Here is a 21,831-nt window from a genome sequence, read left to right as displayed (position 1 = left end):
AGTATTATTTAACCCAATGGCCATTAAATGTGGGCTTCTTCCTCCAGCTGCCGCTCGTAGAATAATATTTTCTGAATCGATTTTACTTCGTTCATCATCGTCTCAAGCCGTTTACGCAAATGTCCGCTGCCGGAAGAACTGAGAGACTGGAACCTGTCATTCAGATTCTCAAGCTGGGCATCATGGATCTTATCCATAAGCTGTTCCAGGGTATGAAGCTGATCAACACCCTTGTCCAGGTATCCCTTTACTTCCTTATCCTTCTGAGCAACTACCACACGGTAGGACTTCAGCTGGGTTAAATCCTTCTCCGCCGCGTATCTCAGGCGGTAAAAGCTTTTTCCTTCATCCGACAAAGGGGAAAAGCTGTAATCGAAGGTTCGGATTGATTCCAGAAGATCTTCCAGTGCTGCTATGGAAAGAATGAGACGGGAACCGTAGTCTCTGAATCTCTCTGGAAGAATCCGGGCCAGTACCCTCAGAGCTTCCAGATGCACCCGTTCAAAGCGGTACACCAGAAAATGATACAGAGTGGCTATGCTGTCCACATATCTGAATACCGGCAGCTTTACATTTGAAGATGAAATGACCGAGCGGCGGTAGAATTCAAAATCCTGCATATTATGGGGGAATATCCGTTCTTTTTTCTTTCTGATAACCTCCCGGCGTACATTGGAAAACTGTTCGTCCAGTTCGCTGAGGACTTTCAATCTAAGTGCGGAAAGATAAAATTCCTGAATGTTAAGATTCGGAGCATATGCGATGAAGCGGTAATAGGGGTTTTTGCGGAAGAATCTGATGATATTTCCCAACTGAGCCTTTTGCCAGAACTGTTCCACGGCCCCGGCGATTTCCTTGAAGAGCTTCTTCTGGGCTACGCCGCCGGAACTGCCCTGAAAATCCATTGACGACGGAGGTTCCCCTCCGGTTTCCCGGAAACCGGTTTCAGACGCCGAGCTTTCCGGAGGGTCCATTTCGTTTTCAAAGGGACTGTCCGGCATATCCGCAGGAGCTTCGGGACGCCCGCCCGATCCGTCTTCTTCAACTGATGAGAAATAGATGAAGACCTCTTCATGCATACTGCTCACGGCCTGAGCCCTGCGGGCGGCATACAGGGCGTAATACAGATGCTCCAGCTGTTCCAGCATGGGATCGGCCTTTGCCGCATGAAATTCAATCCTCCCCCCTGAAACTGCGGAATGAATATCAACCTGAAATGCGTTAAAAAAACGGGTGAAATCGAACAGCACCAGTTCTTTATAGTAGTACAGCGGAAAAATGCCGTCCTCGATCTCCCTGAATACTTCAGGAGGAATATTTTCCAGATAAATTTCAATCCGTTTCAGCAGCTCCCTCTTCAGGGATTCCTTGCTTTCAAATTTCTCAAAATAATCCTGCAGCTCCTGAAATGTCATGAAACGGAATATGCTTGACTTGGCATTGGGAACACGCCGTTCAAGAATAAATTCGACCAGCCCCTGGAGTTTATCCGGTGCCTTCCAGAACCGCCGGAATACATTGATCAGCGGGAGAATCTGGATATACAGGGCATAGACCAGCTCTGCGAAAGCAGGCTCGAGCCAACGCCCTTCAAACTGTACCAGATGGTGCCCCTTGTTCTGCAGCCTCTTGAAAAGCTGATCGACTTTCATGCTCATGAACAATTCCTGTTCAGTTCTGGAAGAAAAGAGTTTTTTAAAAAAGAGAACTATTCTCTGCCAAAGTCCGAGTTTGCGAATATCCGCCTGGATCCGTGCAGCCTGATCATTACTATCCGACTTGCCGTGATAAATGGAAGATTCGCTGTCAGAATTTAATTGGAGACTTTTCTGAATTCGTGAAAGAAGCACCCTTCTTTCACCCTCCGGAAGAGCCTGGGCTAATTCTCTAACTGTGTGTGCGGCCATTGCTTCTCCATATGTGTATGCACTGATCCAGCAGCAGGAAGTCAGCAGCGTCTTTGACCCAATACTCTTCCTGCGGCAGCGGACGGATAAATAGAAAGCGTCCTTCAAGCACAGATAGCTGAATTGTAGAGAAAATCGTGGAATTACTCAAACTGATCTGGCCGGGGCTCCACCGGATATCGTTCAAATTCCATTTCAGGCCGGTGCTTTCCATTTTCCATGGCCCCCTGCCAACCGGAAGGATTGAAACAGTGCTTCCCCGGGGAATATTCAGCTCCTGGTCCGAGACAAGAGGGAAAACTTCCGAATCAGCCGTGATCCAGTAATCCGGATAGATATCCGTATCGAAAAGACGAATATTCGCCATGAGATGATCAATACGCCCTCCCCCGCCTCCGGCCATTGCGATAAATTCCCCGGGAGCCCATAGCGTCTTCGCTTTCCTCAGTGCGAGCTCTGAATCAGAGTAATCTTTATCTTTGTCAAATTCGGAAACGCTGATATCCCAGCCTGTTATCTGCTCAAGATGCTCGCTGGAGACAGAATCCATATCACCCAAAAAATAATCAGGCCGGATACCGGCTGCCAGAGCCGTATCAGCTCCGCTGTCAGCAGCCACACATATCCGAAAGCGAGTACCGAGAAACTGCAACACCTCCACCGGCGGTGATGATCCTCCTGTTATAATCAGACTGCTGTCCATCCAAACCTCCGGCGTATTCCGCTGAAATATAAATCGTATTCCTCAGTATACGTATGGTATTACATGAAGTACAGGTACCTGCATCTCCAACGGGAAATCATGAACATCCTTGTAGATTTTTCACCTCCGGCAATAATTTATACTTTTTTTCCGAAACTGCTTTAGTGATCTCTTCATCTGCCGAACATCTAATCAGGAAATACCGACAAGGATGTCGGTTCCACGCTTCCTTTTGGGGAAGTGATAAACAACAATCACGGAGGATTGTATGATTATCAATCACAACATGAGTGCTATGTTCGCTCATCGTCAGAACAAGTTTAACAACATCGATATGGAAAAGAATATCGAGAAACTTTCTTCTGGTGAACGCATTAACCGGGCGGGCGACGATGCCTCCGGACTGGCCGTTTCTGAAAAAATGCGGGCGCAGATCCGCGGTTTGAATCAGGCTGACCGGAATGCAGCGGACGGCATCTCTCTTATCCAGACCACAGAAGGATATCTCCAGGAAACAGGCGATATTCTCCAGCGGGTACGTGAACTGGCTGTTCAGTCATCCAACGGTGTGTACAGCGCAGAGGACCGTATGCAGATTCAGGTTGAGGTGAGCCAGCTGGTTGACGAAATCAACCGGGTTGCGAGTCATGCTCAGTTTAACGGCATGAACCTCCTTACCGGTCGTTTTGCACAGGAAACCGGCGTGAACGCCGTAACCGCCAGCATGTGGTTCCATATCGGCGCCAACATGGATCAGCGTGAACGTGTGTACATCGGTACCATGACCGCACAGGGTCTTGGACTTCAGAGCACAGCCGGTCTGCCCCACAGCGCAAGCTTCATCAGCATATCCAACCCCGATGCAGCAAATAACGTAATCGGAATGGTGGATACCGCGATGAAGAAGGTCAACAAGCAAAGAGCCGACCTTGGTGCGTATCAGAACCGTCTTGAAATGGCCCGGCAGGGTATCACCATCGGTGCTGAAAACCTGCAGGCTGCCGAAAGCCGGATCCGCGATACGGATATGGCAGGTGAAATGGTCGAGTTTGTTAAGAACCAGATTCTTACCCAGAGCTCACAGGCCATGCTTGCCCAGGCGAACCAGAAGAACCAGAGTGTTCTCCAGCTCCTTCAGTAATTTTCTACCGAAGGAATTCAGGAAAACCGGTCCCCGGCTTTATGGGACCGGTTTTTTTATGTATTATTCCTATCGTGAAAACGTTTATACCGAAAAATCTATACAGCATTGAACGGATATTCCGGGCCGCAGGGCATGAGTTATATCTGGTGGGCGGAGCAGTAAGAAATATTGTTCTCGGCCGTCCGCCCATGGATTGGGATCTTGCCAGCGACGCTCAGCCCCAGGAAATCATGAAATTGTTTCATCATGTAATTCCCACAGGAATTCAGCATGGAACGGTAACCATTCGTTTCAAGGGTGAGAGCTATGAAGTAACAACATACCGTATTGACGGAAGCTACAGCGACGCCCGAAGACCTGACAGTGTGGAATATACGGGAAATATCCATGAGGATCTGAAACGAAGAGATTTTACCATCAATGCCATGGCCTATAACCTCCAGACCCATCAGCTTCTGGACCCCCACGGGGGGAAAAAGGACCTGAAAAGCGGGATTATCAGAACCGTGGGTGATCCTCTTCTCAGATTTTCTGAAGACGGCTTGCGGATAATTCGCGGAATTCGTTTCGCCTCCGGGTTGAACTTCAGCATTGAACAGGTGACCTATGAGGGATGCGTTCCCGCCTTGAATTCATGAAGCAGGTTTCTGTGGAACGGATCCGGGACGAGTTCAACAAAATCCTCTTTTCACCAAGACCCAGCAGGGGACTGGCGATTGCCGATGATCTGGGAGTACTTCAACTCTTTCTCCCGGAACTGCACAGCTGCCGGGGATTTTCCCAGGACAGCATGCCCGAAAACCGGGATCTTTTTGACCACCTGCTCTGCTGCTGCGATTATGCCCCCCTCCACAGCCTTGAAGTTCGCCTTGCTGCCCTCCTCCACGATATCGGAAAGACGGAAACCCGCAGTGAATCAGCCGACGGCGAAATCAGCTATCCTGCTCATGAGAAGCACTCTGCACAGATGGCCAGCGAAATCTGCAACAGACTGAAATACCCCAGAGCATTCGAAAAGAAGGTGCATCACCTGATAATGCATCACATGTTTCAGGTCCGCGGGAAGGATTCAGATAAAGCCGTGAGACGTTTTGTCAGCCGGGTTGGCCGTGATGATATTCTTGATCTGCTTGATTTGAAAAATTCCGATATTGCCGGCAAAACGGGTCCCTTCCATGACCAGCAACAGAACGGGAATCCCCTTCAGGCTCCGGTAATACCCTGGCTGAATGAACTGCGGGACAGAGTGGGAAGGCTGCTGCAGCAACAGTCCGCCCTTACCATCGGTGATCTGGACATCAACGGGAATATACTTCACGAAGATGCGGGAATCCCGAAATCCAGAGAGATGAAAAAGGTTTTGCTGTTTTTACTGGAGGCGGTACTTGATGACCCATCCATGAATTCCCGGAAGAAACTGCTTACTCTGGCATCGAACTACTACAGGGAGAGAATCCTGCCTCTGAAGGAAGATACCTGAACAATGGGAATCAACGGAACCCTCAGATGCATGGGTAATGCATGCAGAGTTCCGTTGAAACAACGCCCGTATCCAGTCACTTTTTGAGAGATAATGAGGAATCAGGTATCCGGATGAAAATGTCTGTACGCAAGTTCTGCAGCCTTTTGTTCGGCTTCCTTTTTGTTCCTGCCCTTTCCGGGGCCGAAATTTTCCTCCAGAACCTGGACTTCCATCCAGAATACCTTTGCATGGTCGGGGCCTGTCTTTTTCACCAGCTGATACCTGGGGTACACTTTATGGTGTTTCTGCAGATATTCCTGAAGAAGGGTTTTATAATCCTTGCGATGTTTATTTTCCAGAACCTTGTTAATCTCGGGAACAAAGTACTTGAGAATAAACTTCTTGGCTGATTTAAACCCTGAATCAAGAAAAAGCGCGCCGATAACGGCTTCCAGAGCATCCGCCAGGATCGCTTTCTTGGAGCGCCCGCCGGAGTATTCCTCGCCTTTTCCGATTAGAATAAAATTATCGATCTTCAGATACCGTGCGATATCCGCCAGGCTGTCTTCTGAAACCACAAAGGATTTTATCTTTGCCAGCCGCCCCTCTTCCTCTTCAGGCAGCAGCTGATAAAGATATTCAGCTACGACAAGCCCGAGAACCGAATCCCCAAGGAATTCGAGCTTCTCGTTATTGGCAACATCGGACCGGCTTTCATTCGCGTAGGAGCGGTGAGAAAAAGCAAGGTTCAGAAGATCTTGTCTCCTGAACCTTGTTCCAGCATGTTTTTCAAACAGCTGCAGTTCTTTTTTCCGTTCCGGCGAAATCAGCGGAGCCCGCTGAGCCTCACCGTCTTTGGGAAAGATCACTCTCAGCCATTCTGCTGTGACTGGATAAAATCAAGAGCGTCTTTTACGGTTTCGAATTCGTTTGCTTTCTCATCGGGGATGGTAATTCCCATCTCTTCTTCGATGGCGTATACCAGCTCGTATGTATCGAGACTGTCAGCACCAAGATCCTGCCGAAAGGAAGATTCTGGTGTAATCTTGCTTTCTTCTACTTCCAGCTTATCCGCAATGAGTTTTTTCATCTTCTCGAACAGTTCGTCCATGGAACCCTCCATAATAGTTGCTTTGATCATGCCGGCCCCGGCGAATCAGAATGATTTCCGGGGGTCAGCGCAATCTTGTAACCGGATTCACGGTTTAGGAAAGTGTATCCGGTTCAATAACTTGTTTGCCTCGGTAAAAACCGCATTTAGGACATACACGATGAGGCATCTTTTTGGCGCCGCAGTTATCGCATTCAACGAGATTCGCAACCGTAAGCTTCCGGTTGATTGAATGATGCCTGCGTGTCCTGGCCTTTGATGCCCGTTTCTTGGGTACAGCCATAGTAACTCATCCTCACTTATTATTTAATTCATGAGAACTTACATGATGGCGTACCTTTTGTCAAGCTAACTTGAACGATGTTCAATTTACCCTGAAAAGGGGCATCATGTAAATACAAAAACAGCAAATAATCGAATTAGATTCAGGAATTTTATCCTGAGAAACGTTCGGTAACCTGGTTGATGATGGGTCCTGGAACCATGGAGGTAATATCGCCCCCCAGTCTCACAAGTTCGCGGATTGCCGATGAGCGAAGGACAAAATACTGGGGGTCGGTGGGCATGAACAGCGTCTCAACCCGGGAATTCAAGCCCTTATTCATCATGGACAGTTCAAACTCATAATTAAAATCCGCCAGGGCCCGTACCCCCCTGAGCAGCACCTTTGCCCCGATTTTGTCAGCAAAGTCCACGATCAGTCTGTCCCACAAATGAACGTATACGTTTTCGAAATCTTCGGTGAGGGTTTTAATCATCTCGAATCGCTCTTCAGCGGTGAAGGCATAGTTTTTTTGAGGATTCACCGCAATAACCACATGAATTTCGTCAAATACTTCCATGGCCCTGTGAATAATGTTCAGATGTCCATGTGTCGGCGGATCGAATGACCCGGGGAATAGCGCCTTTTTCATACCCGCTAATCATAGGTTCAAAGGCCACTATGGTCAAGAAAATGTTTGCATAGTACTATTTACACATAATGCGGAAAATCCTCATCCGGCGGCAGCCGTCAAGACGTTCCAACCAGGCACCCTCCCCTGCATGTCGGTCATTCCGGCAACGCCATACTTTCAGCCTTTTTCTCAGGCCTATGGTCACGTTACTCCTGTTGGCATCAGCAGTTGGCCTCCACGCTCAGGTGGAGAATATTCAATGGATTCCCCTGGAGGTTCCCCAGTTGTCCCGTGAAGAGGTGATGTGGCTGGATGCTGCCACAGACATTTCCCGGAATAATGCCCCCATGTATGAACAGGCCCTGAACTATCTTGCCGAACAGGCCTCAGAAGGCTTTATCAGCGCCGGCGACAGGATAAGTATCTCGCTGATAAAACGGATCGCTCTCAGCCCCTTCAGCCGGGTCTCAGCAGGTTCCACAGCCCATGGAGCAGACGTGCAACAGCGCAGCCAGGCGGTTCAAATTCTTGAGTTTATCGGAGGCGAATACAGCCTCAGCGCCGCAGACGACATTCTCGAAATGGAGCAAGATCCCGCAGTGCTGAGGCAGCTGTTCAGGGTATATGAAGAAATCGCCCCGCCGTTTAATGAACTGCGAAGCGAATACTTCACCCGGCATCTACGAAGCGCCCTTCTGCGCCATCGTGACGGAGCCCTGATCGACAGTATTCTTGCTGCCGTACGTTCAATGCATGAGAGAACCTGGTCCATGAAGAGCGAGGAATTATTCGAGCAGATACTCGGGGTAATGGAAAGAGGAACCAGCCGACGACAGAAATATGCAGCCTTATCGCTGGCTGAACTGATCGCCGGTATTGAGATTCAAAAACGATTTTAACATGCCCCCATGGGCATAGGGGTATTATTTGGACTGGGTCTCATTCTGCTGAGTACGACTGTAGTATTCTTCGGTGAGATTTCCCGCAATTTTCTGCACCGCATACTGGAGATACATTGGATCCCGGATTTTCTCTTTGAGAATTTCCAGCCGTACATCCCGGTCCTTAAAGACAATTCGATCTTCCATGATCTTCCTATTCCTTAAGGAGCAGTTGAAAAGAATTGGATTTTTCCCTTGGATATAATGATAAGCGCCAGACACACCTGAAGTTGAGAAAAGTCTGAGGATCTGCACTCCCTTGCATACCATTCAAGACTTCGTTGTATACGCCGCAGCTGACCGCAGCTTACGATTCCAGGCATCCAGTGGTCATCAAAACACCATCGGGTTTTGACTTCAACCGCCCAGAGGCATCCTTGCCTCTCACATATAATATCGACCTCCCCCCATGGAGAGTTGATGTTTCTTTCAAGAATTTTCCAGCCACGGCCAATAAGAAATTCTGCGCACATACGCTCACCGAGAATACCTATAGCGGCTGTAGATCTAACTTGCGTCCTGAGAACACCCATTCATAGTGTAATACCGGAAAAAAAGAGAAGCTGATTGCCGCTGCACAGGGTGAGTCAGCTTTTTTCCTGCACCGTCTTGGGATCAACCGCCTTGGCAATGAATATTTTGGTGGATTCGGCAAGATCGATAATTTCACCGTCATCCTGAAAGTGGGTGGTTCCCTCTTCATCGATCATCACCTTGATTCGGGGGCGAAGGGGGGCATCCGGCTTATGCTTAACCACTCTTCCTATGCAGGAATTGTTCAACAGGACAATTGAGCCTATCGGGTATATGCCCAGGGTGCGGATGAATATTTTCAGAATATCCGGATCGAATCGCCGACCGTTATCACTGAGAATGGTGCGCATGGCGGTGTACCCGATCATTGCGTTTCTGTGGGGTCTTTCGCTCACCATGGCTTCGAAGGCATCTGCCACGGAAATGATCCTGGCATGGAGGGAGATGGCATTTCCTTTGAGATTCTTCGGATAGCCGTGACCGTCCCAGCGTTCCTGATGCTGCATGGCGGGAATACCCACATCTTCGGAGAACCCGATTTCCTTGGTTATGATGCGGTAGGAATGAACAGGATGAGTGCGGATCTGCTGAAGCTCATCGCTGCTGAGCTTTCCCTTTTTATTCCTGATCTCATCGGGTATTCGCAGCATTCCGCAATCTCTCAGCAGGGCACTGGCCGCAAGCTGGTGGATTTTATGGGATACCAGGTTCATCTCCTGTCCTATCAGGATTGATAAAATCGTGGCATTTACCGCATTTTCCGCAGAATTTGACTCTCCCTGTTTGCCGTAGAGAATGTACTGAATTACATCTTCTTTATGTTCATGAAGAAGTTCCATGATCTTATCAATAAGATCCTTAATATCAATGCTGTCGGGAGGTGTGCGGGCCTCGATATCGTTCATGAACTCGGCGTATTTTTGAGTATAACGGGAATAATACTTTGTCACCTCTTTTTGTGAGGGAGACGTAAAGGCCATCTGGATCATTCCCTGGAAACCTTTGGGTTCATCCTCTTCCTCACTGATGATCTCGCCCTCTGTCTGAACAACATTGATTTTCCAGCGCTTCAGCCGCTGAATGTCTTTTTCCTTAAGCGGAACTTTACCCGGAACAATGATATTATCAGCATCCATATAGAGCGGTTCAGTAAACTTCATGCCGGCTTCAAGACTATCTACGGAAATTTCCTTCATCAATGACCCTTTGTTTCTATATTTTGCACAAACCGAAATAATTCAGCTGCAATTTCATAACAACTCTCCGGTATGATCTGCCCGACATCCAGCTGTATGAGCATTCCGGAAGCGGTTCTGTCTTTAATTATCGGCACCTCAGCCATTTCAGCTGAGGCCAGGATTTGTTCTGCAAGAAAGCCGGTTCCCCGGGCAAGAATCAGAGGAGCGGGTAAATCCCTGCGGTAGTAGAGAGCCACTGCCTGGCGTTTCTCCGCAGATTCCGGAGATTTTCCGGGTAGGGGCCGCAAATCATGATACATGCTACCAGATCCCCCTGAAACTGAATTTGCGCTATCCTTGGTCGTTTCGGATCAGAATATTATCCGTTCCGCTGCTGAGTGAAAAACCGTCAGAATCCATAAGCTCTGATAATTCCATCACCTCATTAAAGGTAAATCCTTTGAGGATTTTTTTCAATTGACTCTTAACAGAAGATGCAGAATTTCGGGGAGCCTGATAATACATCACGCCCCGATCTTTTTCATACCATGCGAAAAACCATTCCCCCACCCGTACGCTCACGGCCTCCTCTTCATCCGCAGAATTATATCGCAGGAATCCCTGCTGTTCAGGACTTTCCCGATGTGCCAGGGGAACAAGGATCCAGGATGCATTTTTCTTCGCCCCCGAACTGCTTCCGGAATCAGCCGCAGCGGCTGCATTGAAACGCTGAATCAGGGACCACAGCTCTTCTTGACGGTTCTTATGCCGTTTATTTCCTTCATCACCGGGGTTGCGTCTTTGATGGGAATTGCTCCCGGAATGCTCTTCACCTGCATGATCATCGGTTCCGCCCCCGGAGTTATGGAGGAACCTGTCCCCGCCGGCACCCGCATCTTTCACGGTCCCGGGCAACACTCCCATTCCCCGAAGAAAAAGCCGCAGCTGATCATCGCTGAAGCTGAGGCCCTTGTCCTGAAGAATGCTTAAAAACCTGGCTGCTTCAAGCAGCTTTGTTGAGGGTACGGGTGAAGAGGGATGTTCTGCCCGCTGCTCATTCGGCCGAGCCAGTTGAGGGTACAGCCACTGGAGTTGCAGATACAGTTGCCTGAAAGCTCCTGCCTGGAAGGGACGCTGCTGTTGTACCATTTGTCCGAGAATAAGACGGCTGAGCATATCGTCCGGAACCCCCGCCTGTTCACGGTACTGCTGAATAAGATGGGGAACTCCCGAGGCATCGGAAGATGTTCGCTGAATCTGGAGAACAGTTTCAGGACCGATCTGCCTGATTTTTCCCTCATACTGTTTGCCCGGGGTAAGATCCAGGGCGGTACGGGCGGTTATCCCCTTCCCGTCCAGATTTAAACGAAAAAGGCCAGGAGATATCCTGGCCGTAACAGTAAATACTGTTTGAGAAAACTGATTGTTCGGCGGCAAACCGCCTGCAGCGGTGGCCATGGGGATTCCCCCTTAGGCTTCCTTGGCTGCGGACTTTTTGCGGATAAGTTCCCGTACCTTGGCGGCCTTACCTCTGCGGCTGCGGAGATAATACAGCTTGGAACGGCGAACACGTCCCCGACGGGCCATCTCAATCTTTTCGATTCTCGGGGAATTCACGGGAAATACCCGCTCTACTCCCACACCGTAGGACATCTTCCGCACAGTGAAGGTCTCAGATGCACCGGAGTTGTTCCGGGCGATAACCGTGCCTTCGTATACCTGTGTACGTTCAGTCTTTCCTTCAACAATTCGGTAATGTACTTTTACCGTATCACCGATATGGAATTCCGCAACATCACGAATTTGTTCGCTCTCAATTGCTTTAATCAGATCCATGATCATCCTCCTGCTCTATTTCAGAAAGAAGCTTTTCGTCTTCCTTTGATAATTTCCGGTTCTCCAGAAGATCCGGGCGATTTCGCAGAGTCTTTTTCAGCCCCTGCTTCCGCCGCCATTTGCGGATCTTTTCATGATGTCCTGAAAGAAGAACCGGGGGGACAGTTCTGCCCCTGAATTCCTCAGGACGGGTGTAGTGGGGATACTCCAGCACACCGTCTTCATGACTTTCCTCCAGCAGCGATTCGCTGTTGATTACTCCGTCAAGAAGCCGGTATACGGCATCAATGATCACCAGACTCCCAATCTCTCCGGACGAGAGTACGTAATCACCCACTGAAATTTCATCATCAACATATTCTTCTATAATACGCTGATCTAATCCTTCGTATCGTCCACAGATAAACACAAGTTCATCCATCTGTGAAAGTTCCAGGGCTTTTGCCTGAGTGAACTGTGTTCCAGACGGGCTGGGGTACACAATTCTCCTGGCGGCGGACTGGTCAGAACTGGAAATCGCGTCCAGAGCTGCAGCAATGGGTTCGCATTTCAACACCATCCCGGCTCCGCCCCCGTAGGGGTAGGAATCCGCAGTTCGGTGTTTATCCGCTGCATACTCCCGGAAATTGATCACCTGGTAATCAATTATTCCACGTTCAACCGCCTTGGCCATGATTGAACTCTGAAAGAATCCCTGGATAATTTCAGGGAATAATGTCAGAATTTTCAGTTTCATTCAAGAATCCAATCCACAAGCAGTTCTATTTGCTTCCGATCCGTGTCAACGTCGCCAATGAACTGATTCTGAAAAGGGATTTGAACCACCCCTCCGTCCTTCAGTTCACACTCGAACATATGGCAGTTGCCGTTGTCCCAGACTGATTTCACTTCTGCCATTTCAACAGAATTATAGACGATCATACAACCTGTGAGATCGGCATAGTAAAACTCGCCGTCTTTCCGTATTGCAGCCTGATCTCTCTCAGCCAGCACCTCGGCCCCGCGGAATTTTCCCGCTTCCTCCGGCGAATCCACGTTTTCAAATGCGATAATGAGATTAGGCAACGCCCCTCTCACACCCCGCACCTTCATTTCAAATTCCCGGCCTGATTTTTTCAGCCAGACCCGGGAAAGGGCTTTGAAATGCGCATCCTCACCGGACAAACTCTGTACTTTCATCTCACCCCGCACTCCGTGGGGGGCCAGAATCCTGCCGATTATCAGGCGATCATCTGTCATCAGTCCAGAATTTCCAGAACCACCCGTTTACCGGTCTTGGATGCGGTGGCGTTAAGAAGAGTGCGAACTGCCTTCGCAATTCGGCCGTTCTTCCCGATTACCTTTCCGATATCATCCGCCGCAACACGGAGTTCAAGAATGGTGGATTTTTCACCCTCAATAACATTTACTTCAACGTTATCCGGCTCATCCACCAGAGACTTGGCTACATATTCTACAAAATCTCGTTCCATCAGCATCTCTCCTCCTTCAGGAATTCAAGTGAGAGACTACTTAAGATGAAAGTTTTTCTTATTCAAAAGCTTCCGGACAGTAGGAGAAGGACGTGCTCCCTTATCCAGCCACTGACGGATTTTTTCTTCATTGATCTCCAGCTGCTTTTCTTCCAACTCAATGGGATGGTAGAAGCCCAGCTCTTCAATGGCCCGCCCGTCACGGGCAGTTCTTGAGTCCATTACCACTATGCGGTAATAGGGACGTCTTTTGGAACCAAATCGTTTCAATCGAATTTTCACACTCACGGATATCCTCCTGATCTATCCTGTACCATTTCAACAGGTCAATTTCAATTTTACACAGCGTATAAAGCATGGGAGTTCCCATGGATGCTGCCGCGAGAGGGAGGGTCCTCTACACACCCAACTGCTTCATCATTTGCTGCTGATACTTCTTATTTTTTGCGGCCTTTTTCATCATTTGCCGCATTTTGTCAAAGTCCTTTATCAACTTATTCACCTGGTGCACCGATGTTCCGCTGCCCTTGGCAATCCGTTTCCGGCGCCCCGGTCCGATCATAAAATGATTCTGCCGTTCTTTGGGCGTCATGGAGAGAATAATCGCTTCCTGATGAGCAATCATTTTCTGCTGATTCTCATCCATCTCCATCTGCCCCTGCATGCCCGGCATCATATCCATGATTTTTTCAAGGCCGCCCATTTTCCGCATACGGGAAAACTGATCCAGATAATCTTCCAGGGTGAAATTCTTGGAAGCCATCTTTTTCTGCAGATCGACAGCTTCCTGTTCGTCAATGGTCTCCTGGGCTTTCTCCACCAGGGAAACCACATCCCCCATTCCGAGAATCCGGCTGGCTATTCTCTCGGGAACAAAAGGTTCCAGATCATCGGATTTTTCACCCACCCCGATAAATTTAATGGCTTTACCGGTTATGGATTTCAGGGATAATGCCGCACCGCCCCGGGTATCGGAGTCGAATTTACTCAGGATGACTCCGCTGAGTTCAACTGTTTCATCGAAACTCTTGGCTATATCCACCGCATGCTGTCCCGTCATGGCATCGGCAACCATCAGGGTTTCGTCGGGCTTCACTGCCTGAAACACGGATTTGATCTCTTTCATGAGATCGGCATCCACATGCATCCGTCCCGAGGTATCGATAATCACCGTATCGTACAGCTCTTTCTTACCCCGTTTGAGACCGTTTTTGGCAACCTTTACCGGATCTTTGGCACCCTTTTCAGAATGCACGTCCACGGCAATCTGCGATCCCAAGGTCACAAGCTGATCCACCGCCGCCGGCCGAACCAGATCCGCCGCCACAAGCAGGGGTCTGCGCCCTTCTTTTTTCAGCCGGGCCGCAAGCTTGGATGCGGTGGTGGTCTTACCGCTTCCCTGCAGTCCCAGAAGAAGAATCACGGATGTAGTATCCGGACCCTTGAGATTCAGTCCGGCAGCCTCATCACCCAGCAGATGAACGATCCGGTCGTGGACAATTTTCACAAATTGCTGTCCGGGACTCACCGATCGGAGTACATGCTCTCCGGTGGCCTCTTTCAGGGTTGCGTTTACAAAGCGGCGGACAACCCTGAGATTAACGTCCGCTTCCAGCAGAGCAAGTTTGATCTGCTCAACTGCATCCTGAACGTTTTTCTCACTGATCTTGGCCTTTCCGCCCATCTGCCGAAACAGATCTGAAAATGTTGTTGACAACCTGTCAAACAATATACTCACCCCTGAACTCCGCACACTCAATCATCCCTGCAGGGGATGATTGAGTTTACGCAGAAAAATTTAGTGTTACTTATACTTGTTGTTCAGCTCAATGTCAAGGAGCTGAAAAGAAGGGAAATTGACTGTCAGATATCAGAACACCCGGATAAAACTACGCTCAATGTATCTGATCCGTTCCCGGGCATCCCGTTCAAAGGCGGAGAAGGGAAAAAGATCGATGAGCTCCCGATAGGAGGCAAGAGATCGATTGATATTTCGTGCCGGACCTGGCCCCTCCAGTAACTGGGCCTGGCGAAAAAGCACTCTGTCTATATTATCATATGCCGGGTATTTTCTGGAGATCAACTCCAGCAACTCAAGTGCCTTCCGTTTTTCGTTATTTGCAAGAAATTCCAGGGCAAGCCTTTCAAGTTCCTCCGGCGCCATGCTATGATACTCTTTCTGCTGATCCGCTTCTCCGGTATTTGCCACGGCAGCCGTACCCGGGAGAGAGGCATCATCCATCGGATTTTGAGCCGCCGTGTTGTCACCGGGGACAGCCGGGTTTGCCCCTCGTGAATCGGAAGCGTCTTCACCCAATTCAGATACAGGGGGATTTGACGTTTGATTCGCTGATCCATCCGACTCAGGAGGGGAAAGGAAACTGATATCCATGAACTTCCTGTCTATCCGGCCGTCGGTGAGGTTCTGTCTTTGAAACAGCAGATCCTGGTCCCCGGATGAGGATACGGTAAATATAAAAACTTCCCGGTCCTGCTCCCGGTTCTTGGACACAAAATCCGCATCTCCGCTGCTGCGGATAAACACCCACCCCCTTCCCTCCAGGGGTACACGGGCCAGATTACCGTCATCCAGATACACTTCCACCTTCACATTGGTTTCAGTTTCCCGCCGTCGGCCGGAGCTGAAGCCCCGGACGCTTTGGAGTCTGCGGGCTGGCTGGCAGAGGTCCGGGAAGGCGACACCCCGACTGAAATTTTTCGGGTTCCCGGGGCTGCAGCGTTATCCCGGGACGATTCCTCAACCGTCACGGCAGAATCCGGCCTGTTCACAGGATCCTGTGTGGGTTCTTCAGGTTCGGAGGGAGAGGGTAATTCAGCAATCGATTCTGTATTCAACTCTAGATTCGGAAGAGGCAACTCTCCCTGCTCTGATGCCCGGGTTGTTTCACCGGGCTCATCATTATTTATTGCCGGGTTTGCTTCCGGGTTTGCATCGGCGTTTGCATCAGGTCTTTCCTGACTTGTTTCCCGGGAGTATTCATCCTGGGCTTCAGCGTCTTCAGTACGGGATTGTTTCAGTTCCGGCAGAGGGAGGGAGATGGATGCATCGGAAAACACAGGTTCGCTGACCGCTGTAGACCGGATGGAGCCTTCCACCCCGGGGGAAACAGACTCGTGGGAGCGGATAATCGGAAGCATTTGTGGATGGTCTGCCTGTTCAAGGCCGGATTCACGGTTTCGAGAGCTTACCCGGGGTATCCCTGCTTCAGGTTTCTCCGGAGAGTCGGCGGATATCGCCGGTGACATATCTGAAGAAAACTGCTCCATGTCCACCTGTTGGGTGGTGGCACACCCGGTAAATATCAAAATAAGACTAATGACTGCACAGCCTGCTGATCTTCGTGTATTCATTGTCCCTCCCATCTATATTTTCGGAGGGGGAAAGGAAAAACTAAGGAATTTCTTCCAGCAGACCTTCTATCAGCTCACGGTTTTGCTCACGGAGATTTTCGCTGCCGATGTGACGGGGATCGTAATAGAACCTGGTAAACTCTTCCATGTCCCATTGAAATTTCCGCTCCCGTAAGGGTTGGTATGTGCCGTACCATATTTCGTCAACCACCGGAGGAAACATAAACCGCTGGGGAGTAAGGCGGAACTCGTCGATCCGTTCTAAGACAGGTCCGGTGTTTCGGGAAGAATCTGCAGCCTCATCAGAGCTTCGCCTTGAGGACGCTGCGGAGGATGATGAACCGGCCAGGGCGAATATCACCGTGAGAAGCACCGCCAGAACAGAGGCTGCGGCAATTATAATGAGAAGCTTTTTCCAGTCTTCAAGTTCCCGAAAATCCATGTATTGGCCCTTCTATGTACTTCGCCTCACGGAACACGACACAGGTCCTGGAGGGCACCGTCTGTCACCTGTCAAGATACCCCCGGACAGTTTCATCAGTCTCCCCTGTTCCCAGCCTGATTGATACCGCTTTGGAAACACCGGATTCTTCCATGGTAATTCCAAGCAGCGTACTGGCACCGGCAACCGTCTTCTTGTTATGGGTTATTACAATAAACTGGGAAGTATTGGCAAACTCCATCAGCATATTGATAAACCGGCCCACATTGCTTTCATCAAGGGCGGCATCAATTTCATCCAGCAGACAGAATGGAGAAGGCTTCACCATATATGTGGCAAAAAGCATGGCCACTGCGGTGAGGCTGCGCTCTCCCCCTGAAAGCAGGGTGATGTTTTCCAGCTTCTTTCCCGGAGGCTGGGCGAAAATCTCGATACCGGACTCCAGTACATTTTCAGGATCGGTGAGTTTCAGTTCGCCCCGTCCGCCGCCGAAGAGACGGCGAAACATTGAATGAAAATTCTTCTTGATCTGCTCATAGGTTTCCAGGAACAGCCGGGCTGATTCATCCCGGATCTGTGTGGTGACCTCCTGGAGATCGTTCTTGGCGGTTTCCAGATCCTCAAGCTGGCCATTCAGAAAATCAAAGCGTTCTTTCACTTCGGCGAATTCTTCAATAGCCATGAGATTCACCGATCCCAGGGACTTGAGCCGGTCTTTCACCGAAGCGATTTCCTCTCTGATGGTTTTGGTATCGTGCTGAATTTCATAGATGCTGTCTTCAAACTCGCTGAGATCTCTGGAATAGCGTTCGCGGAAGTTGGTATAGAGGTTTTTCATCTCCGTGGTAATCTCGGTAAGCTCGATCTGGAGGGTTTCATGACGAGCCTGGACTTTGCCGAGCTGGTCCATGTGCTTCTGAAGCTCTTTTTCCTTTTTGGACAGATCTTTATTGCGGCTGGAGATTCCCTTCTCAAGGTTTTGAAGTTCTTTTTGGAGGCTGCTTTCCTGCTTCAGAAGCTCATCTTTATCTTTCTTCAACTCCGTAATTCTTCCTTCCAGTCCCTTAAGTCGCCCCTCATCTTCGGCGATTTTCTGGCGGTTTTCCAGAATCCGGGCATCAAGCTCATTGATCTGCTGATCAATTCCATCGCTTTCGCTTTGCACCGCATCCTTCTGGCCCTTCATCCGTTCTTTATTTACCAGTAATTCCTGAAGGGTCCCGCGGTACTCCCGGATTTTCTCCTGAAGAGAACGGTTTTCCTCGGCCAGCCCGGTGATCAGCTTTCTATTATTTTCAATATTATTCCTAAGCTCCAGTAGCCGGGAATCAATTTCACGCTTTCTGGTGATAATCCCTTCAGGTGCCAGAAAATCTTCAATAAAACTGGGGGCGGCATCGCTGTAGCGCTGAAAACTTTCGGCAATCGTGCCGTGTATTTCCGACAGTTCGTCCAGCCCCCTGGTGAGAATACCGGCAATCGCCTCCCCCTGATCCGCCGGGGACGCCAGATCATCATAATTCTGACGCTGACGTGAAATCAGCTTTTCAAGCTGCTGCACCGATTCAAGGAGCAGCTCACGGGCTTCTTTCTGCTCATCCATGTTCTCCGAGGTTTTTTTCAGCTGCTCGTCAAGTTCATGTACAATATCGTCGGTAAGATGCTGCAGATCCTGTTGAAGATTGGACATCTGCACATCGTAATCCAGGTTCTCCAGCTCCAGACGTTTTTCTTCTTTCTCATTGGCACTTACCCGCTGTTCGGAGGTTTTAATGCTCTGGGTGAAATCGTCAATGTTTTCACCCACCTCAGTCAAACGTTTGGTATAATCCTGAATCTGCTTCTGCTTCTCATCCCGCTCTTTCTCCAGGCGGCTCTTCTTTTCGTTGATGGCATGTTCCTGAGCCTTATCCTGCTGAATTTTATCTTCCAGTTCCCGCACCCGTTCATGGATCATGCTGAGCTGACTGGAAAGGTTGGATTTTTCGATGGTCAGGCCATAGAGCCGTTTGTTTGAATCGTTCAGCTCGTTTTCCATGGTATTGACCTGGTCAAGGTTTTCTTCCAAGTGTTCATTAATGGAATCGATGGTGGTTTTGATTCCGTTTCGTTCCTTCCCCACTTCTTCCAGATTTCGGGTCTTTTTATCCTTCTTCTCGAAGTAATCCCGCAATTTCAGCAGATTCAAATCACGCTCAAGTTCAAAGCGCTGCTCCCTGAGTGTATGGTACTGCTCTGTTTTTCCGGCCTGTTTCTCCAGACTGTCATACGAGCGTTTCACCTCCGAAAGGATGCTTTCAACCTGGCGGATGTTTTCATCGGTACGGCGGAGCTTTCTCTCCGCCTCCTGACCCTTCACTTTATATTTGGTGATGCTTGCGGCTTCCTCAAAAATGTACCGCCGCTCTTCCGGCTTGGTGGAAAGTATCTGGTCTATCTTTCCCTGCTCCATGATTGAGTATGCCGACTTCCCGATACCTGTATCCAGAAAGAGTTCTCTCAACTCCTTCAGCTTTACCGGGGTATTATTCAGATAATATTCGCTTTCTCCGCTTCGAAAGAGCCTGCGCTTCACACTGAGCTCCGGCGCATCCACCTGAACCAGATCTTCATCATTTTCCAGCGTGAGGGTAACTTCAGCCACATTCAATGCCTTCCGGTCTTCAGTGCCGTTGAAAATAATGTCTTCCATTTTTTCGGCCCGCAGACTTCTGGTAGCCTGTTCACCCAGAACCCATTTGATGGCGTCAACTACATTGCTTTTGCCGCAGCCGTTGGGCCCCAGCAGGGCGGATATGCCGTTGGTAAACTCTATTTCGGTTTTATCTGCAAAGGATTTGAAACCGAACATCTCTATTCGTTTTAGAAACACGTGTTAGCTCGCTTGTAAATTGATATATATAAGATGATTACCCAATCACTGAGTTGGATAGCAACTTATCTGTGACAGGTGCCGATGTGCGGCGCGAAGGATGAAATTATCACCCACGCACTGCAATAGTCAAGTTTCCTTTCCTTCGCCGGCGTTTCCTGATATCATAGTAGCATACCAATCCCTCTTATTCGAGGGGAAAAACCACAAAGCGGCGTACCACCGTGAAGGAGACTATATGGCTATAGCGGACGGAATTCAGACGGCAGACTGGAAGGCTGAAAAACATGCTCCGGTGATTGAAAGCCCGGATACGGTAAAGAGCGGGGAAAAGTTCAGCATCAGCGCCAGCGTTGGCAAGGAAATTCCCCATCCAAACACCACAGAACATTTTATTTCCTGGATACAGGTGTACTTCAGACCTGAAGGGGAAAAATTCACCATTCAGTTGGCTGACAGCCAGTTCACCGCCCACGGCGCCTCCGCCAAAGGGGCCAATGAAGGGTCGGCACTCACAGAGCCGGCGGTCACAGTTGATGTGAAGCTGAAAACCTCCGGCACCATTCAGGCATTGAGCTACTGCAACATCCACGGACTGTGGGAAGCGGAAAAGAAAATTACCGTATCGTGACAAAGGCAACACCACATACCCTGATTTGCGGTATAGATGAAGTAGGACGGGGCCCCCTGGCGGGTCCCGTTGTTGCATCCGCAGTAATACTGGGTTCGAACCATGGCATACAGGGCTTAACCGACTCGAAAAAACTCAGCGAAACCCGGCGTAACAATCTGGACCGGGAAATACGGAACAAGGCGGAATGTCACGGAACCGGATGGGTATGGCAGGATGAAATTGACCGGTTGAATATTCACAATGCCACCCTGCTGGCCATGAACCGTGCCCTTGCTGGGATGCTGGCCGGGTTAATGCGCAGCAGCGGAGACGCCGTCTGTATTCAGCCGTTCGCAATACGGGTTGACGGCAAGTTTCTGCCGGATTTCACCACTGTTGAAGGTTACTCCCCCTCCCTTCACGGGGACTGCCAGGCGGTGATCAAGGGAGACGGCAGCATAGAAGAGATCAGCGCAGCCTCCATTATTGCAAAGGTTGCCAGGGACAGCTGGATGATAGAGTACCACCGGAAAGAACCCCAATACGGATTTGACGGGCATAAAGGATACCCCACGGCAGCCCACAAAGCGGCAATCCGAACCTACGGTCCGTCAGGAATCCAGAGAAAAAGCTTCAGAGTATCCTGATGCCTGCTCCGAATTATGTATCTTGATTTCGAATTACGTGTCTTGATCCCGTTTTTTCTTGAGCTTCAGTACTTTCTTGCGCTGAAGATTCGTGGCCTTCGCTTCTCCATTACCGGAGGTCTTCTGCCGGGGAGAAGGATGTGTTGCGGAAGTTTTTTTCTTATATTTTCTGGGGGAAGCAGCTTCGGTGAGGCTTTCCCGTTTCCGGGCGATGGCGACCGCTTTTTCCAGCTCTTCCATGAAACCTTTAATATCTTCTTCATAGACCATAATCTGGTGCCGGTCAAAACTCTCCCCTTCATCCCTCTTACTGCTTTCAACAATATTCAGGAAAAGGTCGCCTCTGCGGTTTTCTTTTACATTAAAAAAATAGGTTCGTCGCTCAGAATCTGAGCGGGTGCTGTATATCTCGCCTCGTGATGCCATGCAGGAATCATAGGATATTTTGGCTGATAACACAATCAGTAAGCCGGAAGAAATTTATTCAGAAAATGTGTTGACAGTTCGGTGCCATCTATTATACATATACAGCCGAGCCAAGCGACCGTCGTATAATGGCTATTACCTCAGCCTTCCAAGCTGATGATGTCGGTTCGATTCCGATCGGTCGCTCTTTTTTCGAAAACCTGCAGGTAAACTCCTGCAGGTTTTTTTATGGCATAAACCGTGTTCCGGCAGGAGATTTTACCCCTGCGCCAAAG

28 protein-coding genes and 1 tRNA gene are annotated in these 21,831 nt (G+C 49.4%); 7 read left to right on the top strand and 22 right to left on the bottom strand.

Annotation, left to right across the window (positions count from 1 at the left end):
* Positions 1-23: 23 nt before the first annotated feature.
* On the bottom strand, positions 24-1,907 hold the full coding sequence (locus tag L21SP2_RS08285) for a DUF5312 family protein (RefSeq protein WP_041401378.1): 1,884 nt from the start codon (positions 1,905-1,907) through the stop codon (positions 24-26).
* Complete coding sequence (locus L21SP2_RS08280; protein WP_024268053.1) at positions 1,888-2,610, bottom strand: thiamine diphosphokinase; 723 nt, start codon at positions 2,608-2,610, stop codon at positions 1,888-1,890. Before L21SP2_RS08280 ends, L21SP2_RS08285 begins: the two co-directional genes overlap by 20 nt.
* 268 nt (positions 2,611-2,878) lie before the next feature.
* On the opposite strand from L21SP2_RS08280, the gene L21SP2_RS08275 reads away from it, so the two are divergent.
* The 3 genes from L21SP2_RS08275 to L21SP2_RS17155 all read left to right on the top strand — a co-directional run bounded on the left by L21SP2_RS08275 (position 2,879) and on the right by L21SP2_RS17155 (position 5,234).
* On the top strand, positions 2,879-3,751 hold the full coding sequence (locus L21SP2_RS08275) for a flagellin N-terminal helical domain-containing protein (RefSeq protein ID WP_024268052.1): 873 nt from the start codon (positions 2,879-2,881) through the stop codon (positions 3,749-3,751).
* A gap of 74 nt (positions 3,752-3,825) precedes the next feature.
* The gene (locus L21SP2_RS18375) at positions 3,826-4,392 is read left to right on the top strand and encodes a CCA tRNA nucleotidyltransferase (protein ID WP_169730452.1); all 567 of its coding nucleotides are present in this window, start codon (positions 3,826-3,828) and stop codon (positions 4,390-4,392) included.
* An 11-nt stretch (positions 4,393-4,403) separates the two neighbouring features.
* On the top strand, positions 4,404-5,234 hold the full coding sequence (locus tag L21SP2_RS17155) for an HD domain-containing protein (RefSeq protein ID WP_169730451.1): 831 nt from the start codon (positions 4,404-4,406) through the stop codon (positions 5,232-5,234).
* Positions 5,235-5,335: 101 nt separating this feature from the next.
* Here the strand turns inward: L21SP2_RS17155 and rnc are convergent, their stop codons facing one another.
* The 4 genes from rnc to coaD all read right to left on the bottom strand — a co-directional run bounded on the left by rnc (position 5,336) and on the right by coaD (position 7,241).
* Positions 5,336-6,085: a ribonuclease III gene (gene rnc / locus L21SP2_RS08265; RefSeq protein ID WP_024268051.1), complete on the bottom strand. Its 750-nt coding sequence runs from the start codon at positions 6,083-6,085 to the stop codon at positions 5,336-5,338.
* Positions 6,086-6,087: 2 nt separating this feature from the next.
* Positions 6,088-6,327: an acyl carrier protein gene (gene acpP / locus L21SP2_RS08260; protein ID WP_024268050.1), complete on the bottom strand. Its 240-nt coding sequence runs from the start codon at positions 6,325-6,327 to the stop codon at positions 6,088-6,090.
* Positions 6,328-6,421: 94 nt separating this feature from the next.
* Positions 6,422-6,610, bottom strand: coding sequence for a 50S ribosomal protein L32 (rpmF, locus tag L21SP2_RS18045; RefSeq protein ID WP_081719535.1), 189 nt, complete (start codon positions 6,608-6,610; stop codon positions 6,422-6,424).
* Between the two features lie 151 nt (positions 6,611-6,761).
* On the bottom strand, positions 6,762-7,241 hold the full coding sequence (gene coaD, locus L21SP2_RS08255; RefSeq protein ID WP_024268049.1) for a pantetheine-phosphate adenylyltransferase: 480 nt from the start codon (positions 7,239-7,241) through the stop codon (positions 6,762-6,764).
* A 197-nt stretch (positions 7,242-7,438) separates the two neighbouring features.
* On the opposite strand from coaD, the gene L21SP2_RS08250 reads away from it, so the two are divergent.
* Positions 7,439-8,122 carry a hypothetical protein gene (locus L21SP2_RS08250; protein ID WP_144082966.1) on the top strand — a complete coding sequence of 228 codons (684 nt, stop codon included), beginning with the start codon at positions 7,439-7,441 and terminating at the stop codon, positions 8,120-8,122.
* Between the two features lie 24 nt (positions 8,123-8,146).
* Here the strand turns inward: L21SP2_RS08250 and L21SP2_RS18590 are convergent, their stop codons facing one another.
* The 15 genes from L21SP2_RS18590 to L21SP2_RS08185 all read right to left on the bottom strand — a co-directional run bounded on the left by L21SP2_RS18590 (position 8,147) and on the right by L21SP2_RS08185 (position 19,870).
* Positions 8,147-8,311 (bottom strand): hypothetical protein, encoded by a 165-nt coding sequence (locus tag L21SP2_RS18590; protein ID WP_024268046.1) that lies wholly within the window; start codon positions 8,309-8,311, stop codon positions 8,147-8,149.
* A gap of 14 nt (positions 8,312-8,325) precedes the next feature.
* The gene (locus L21SP2_RS19240; protein ID WP_169730450.1) at positions 8,326-8,637 is read right to left on the bottom strand and encodes a YraN family protein; all 312 of its coding nucleotides are present in this window, start codon (positions 8,635-8,637) and stop codon (positions 8,326-8,328) included.
* 114 nt (positions 8,638-8,751) lie between these two features.
* The gene (locus L21SP2_RS08245) at positions 8,752-9,858 is read right to left on the bottom strand and encodes an HD-GYP domain-containing protein (protein ID WP_169730449.1); all 1,107 of its coding nucleotides are present in this window, start codon (positions 9,856-9,858) and stop codon (positions 8,752-8,754) included.
* A gap of 35 nt (positions 9,859-9,893) precedes the next feature.
* A complete protein-coding gene (locus tag L21SP2_RS08240) occupies positions 9,894-10,196 on the bottom strand; it encodes an EscU/YscU/HrcU family type III secretion system export apparatus switch protein (protein WP_024268044.1) in 303 nt (100 codons plus the stop codon).
* A 31-nt stretch (positions 10,197-10,227) separates the two neighbouring features.
* Positions 10,228-11,334 (bottom strand): hypothetical protein, encoded by a 1,107-nt coding sequence (locus L21SP2_RS08235; RefSeq protein WP_024268043.1) that lies wholly within the window; start codon positions 11,332-11,334, stop codon positions 10,228-10,230.
* 12 nt (positions 11,335-11,346) lie between these two features.
* Positions 11,347-11,712 carry a 50S ribosomal protein L19 gene (gene rplS / locus L21SP2_RS08230; protein ID WP_024268042.1) on the bottom strand — a complete coding sequence of 122 codons (366 nt, stop codon included), beginning with the start codon at positions 11,710-11,712 and terminating at the stop codon, positions 11,347-11,349.
* On the bottom strand, positions 11,699-12,448 hold the full coding sequence (gene trmD / locus L21SP2_RS08225; protein ID WP_024268041.1) for a tRNA (guanosine(37)-N1)-methyltransferase TrmD: 750 nt from the start codon (positions 12,446-12,448) through the stop codon (positions 11,699-11,701). The genes rplS and trmD overlap by 14 nt, the downstream gene beginning before the upstream one ends.
* The gene (gene rimM, locus L21SP2_RS08220) at positions 12,445-12,951 is read right to left on the bottom strand and encodes a ribosome maturation factor RimM (RefSeq protein WP_024268040.1); all 507 of its coding nucleotides are present in this window, start codon (positions 12,949-12,951) and stop codon (positions 12,445-12,447) included. The genes trmD and rimM overlap by 4 nt, the downstream gene beginning before the upstream one ends.
* Positions 12,951-13,184, bottom strand: coding sequence for a KH domain-containing protein (locus tag L21SP2_RS08215; RefSeq protein WP_041402534.1), 234 nt, complete (start codon positions 13,182-13,184; stop codon positions 12,951-12,953). The genes rimM and L21SP2_RS08215 overlap by 1 nt, the downstream gene beginning before the upstream one ends.
* A 36-nt stretch (positions 13,185-13,220) precedes the next feature.
* Positions 13,221-13,472 carry a 30S ribosomal protein S16 gene (rpsP, locus tag L21SP2_RS08210; RefSeq protein ID WP_024268038.1) on the bottom strand — a complete coding sequence of 84 codons (252 nt, stop codon included), beginning with the start codon at positions 13,470-13,472 and terminating at the stop codon, positions 13,221-13,223.
* A gap of 109 nt (positions 13,473-13,581) precedes the next feature.
* A complete protein-coding gene (ffh, locus tag L21SP2_RS08205) occupies positions 13,582-14,913 on the bottom strand; it encodes a signal recognition particle protein (protein WP_041401375.1) in 1,332 nt (443 codons plus the stop codon).
* A gap of 141 nt (positions 14,914-15,054) precedes the next feature.
* A complete protein-coding gene (locus tag L21SP2_RS08200; RefSeq protein ID WP_024268036.1) occupies positions 15,055-15,795 on the bottom strand; it encodes a tetratricopeptide repeat protein in 741 nt (246 codons plus the stop codon).
* Entirely contained in the window at positions 15,792-16,556 is a 765-nt protein-coding gene (locus L21SP2_RS08195) for a hypothetical protein (protein ID WP_144082965.1), read from the bottom strand. Before L21SP2_RS08195 ends, L21SP2_RS08200 begins: the two co-directional genes overlap by 4 nt.
* A 40-nt stretch (positions 16,557-16,596) precedes the next feature.
* Complete coding sequence (locus L21SP2_RS08190; RefSeq protein ID WP_024268034.1) at positions 16,597-16,998, bottom strand: hypothetical protein; 402 nt, start codon at positions 16,996-16,998, stop codon at positions 16,597-16,599.
* Between the two features lie 64 nt (positions 16,999-17,062).
* On the bottom strand, positions 17,063-19,870 hold the full coding sequence (locus L21SP2_RS08185) for a chromosome segregation SMC family protein (RefSeq protein WP_144082964.1): 2,808 nt from the start codon (positions 19,868-19,870) through the stop codon (positions 17,063-17,065).
* Positions 19,871-20,108: 238 nt separating this feature from the next.
* On the opposite strand from L21SP2_RS08185, the gene L21SP2_RS08180 reads away from it, so the two are divergent.
* Both L21SP2_RS08180 and L21SP2_RS08175 read left to right on the top strand, forming a co-directional pair.
* Positions 20,109-20,501, top strand: a complete 393-nt coding sequence (locus tag L21SP2_RS08180; protein ID WP_024268032.1) for a class II SORL domain-containing protein — start codon at positions 20,109-20,111, stop codon at positions 20,499-20,501.
* Positions 20,498-21,130: a ribonuclease HII gene (locus L21SP2_RS08175; protein WP_024268031.1), complete on the top strand. Its 633-nt coding sequence runs from the start codon at positions 20,498-20,500 to the stop codon at positions 21,128-21,130. Before L21SP2_RS08180 ends, L21SP2_RS08175 begins: the two co-directional genes overlap by 4 nt.
* A gap of 33 nt (positions 21,131-21,163) precedes the next feature.
* Here the strand turns inward: L21SP2_RS08175 and L21SP2_RS18035 are convergent, their stop codons facing one another.
* On the bottom strand, positions 21,164-21,556 hold the full coding sequence (locus L21SP2_RS18035) for a DUF3276 family protein (protein ID WP_024268030.1): 393 nt from the start codon (positions 21,554-21,556) through the stop codon (positions 21,164-21,166).
* Between the two features lie 114 nt (positions 21,557-21,670).
* Between L21SP2_RS18035 and L21SP2_RS08165 the strand changes: the two genes are divergently transcribed.
* Positions 21,671-21,742: transfer RNA gene (locus L21SP2_RS08165), tRNA-Gly, on the top strand.
* Positions 21,743-21,831: the final 89 nt, after the last annotated feature.

The sequence above is a fragment of the Salinispira pacifica genome, from assembly GCF_000507245.1.
GTDB classification, from domain to species: domain Bacteria; phylum Spirochaetota; class Spirochaetia; order DSM-27196; family Salinispiraceae; genus Salinispira; species Salinispira pacifica.
Note: the sequence above shows the minus strand (reverse complement) of the source record. Positions and strands in the feature narration are given on the sequence as shown.

Bases quoted from the DNA above. Each gene is read 5' to 3' on its own strand.
- L21SP2_RS08285 (WP_041401378.1), bottom strand. From the start codon at position 1,907: ATGGCCGCACACACAGTTAGAGAATTAGCCCAGGCTCTTCCGGAGGGT.
- L21SP2_RS08280 (WP_024268053.1), bottom strand. From the start codon at position 2,610: ATGGACAGCAGTCTGATTATAACAGGAGGATCATCACCGCCGGTGGAG.
- L21SP2_RS08275 (WP_024268052.1), top strand. From the start codon at position 2,879: ATGATTATCAATCACAACATGAGTGCTATGTTCGCTCATCGTCAGAAC.
- acpP (WP_024268050.1), bottom strand. From the start codon at position 6,327: ATGGACGAACTGTTCGAGAAGATGAAAAAACTCATTGCGGATAAGCTG.
- rpmF (WP_081719535.1), bottom strand. From the start codon at position 6,610: ATGGCTGTACCCAAGAAACGGGCATCAAAGGCCAGGACACGCAGGCAT.
- coaD (WP_024268049.1), bottom strand. From the start codon at position 7,241: ATGAAAAAGGCGCTATTCCCCGGGTCATTCGATCCGCCGACACATGGA.
- L21SP2_RS18590 (WP_024268046.1), bottom strand. From the start codon at position 8,311: ATGGAAGATCGAATTGTCTTTAAGGACCGGGATGTACGGCTGGAAATT.
- L21SP2_RS19240 (WP_169730450.1), bottom strand. From the start codon at position 8,637: ATGTGCGCAGAATTTCTTATTGGCCGTGGCTGGAAAATTCTTGAAAGA.
- L21SP2_RS08245 (WP_169730449.1), bottom strand. From the start codon at position 9,858: ATGAAGTTTACTGAACCGCTCTATATGGATGCTGATAATATCATTGTT.
- L21SP2_RS08240 (WP_024268044.1), bottom strand. From the start codon at position 10,196: ATGTATCATGATTTGCGGCCCCTACCCGGAAAATCTCCGGAATCTGCG.
- L21SP2_RS08235 (WP_024268043.1), bottom strand. From the start codon at position 11,334: ATGGCCACCGCTGCAGGCGGTTTGCCGCCGAACAATCAGTTTTCTCAA.
- rplS (WP_024268042.1), bottom strand. From the start codon at position 11,712: ATGGATCTGATTAAAGCAATTGAGAGCGAACAAATTCGTGATGTTGCG.
- trmD (WP_024268041.1), bottom strand. From the start codon at position 12,448: ATGAAACTGAAAATTCTGACATTATTCCCTGAAATTATCCAGGGATTC.
- rimM (WP_024268040.1), bottom strand. From the start codon at position 12,951: ATGACAGATGATCGCCTGATAATCGGCAGGATTCTGGCCCCCCACGGA.
- L21SP2_RS08215 (WP_041402534.1), bottom strand. From the start codon at position 13,184: ATGGAACGAGATTTTGTAGAATATGTAGCCAAGTCTCTGGTGGATGAG.
- L21SP2_RS08195 (WP_144082965.1), bottom strand. From the start codon at position 16,556: ATGAATACACGAAGATCAGCAGGCTGTGCAGTCATTAGTCTTATTTTG.
- L21SP2_RS08190 (WP_024268034.1), bottom strand. From the start codon at position 16,998: ATGGATTTTCGGGAACTTGAAGACTGGAAAAAGCTTCTCATTATAATT.
- L21SP2_RS08180 (WP_024268032.1), top strand. From the start codon at position 20,109: ATGGCTATAGCGGACGGAATTCAGACGGCAGACTGGAAGGCTGAAAAA.
- L21SP2_RS18035 (WP_024268030.1), bottom strand. From the start codon at position 21,556: ATGGCATCACGAGGCGAGATATACAGCACCCGCTCAGATTCTGAGCGA.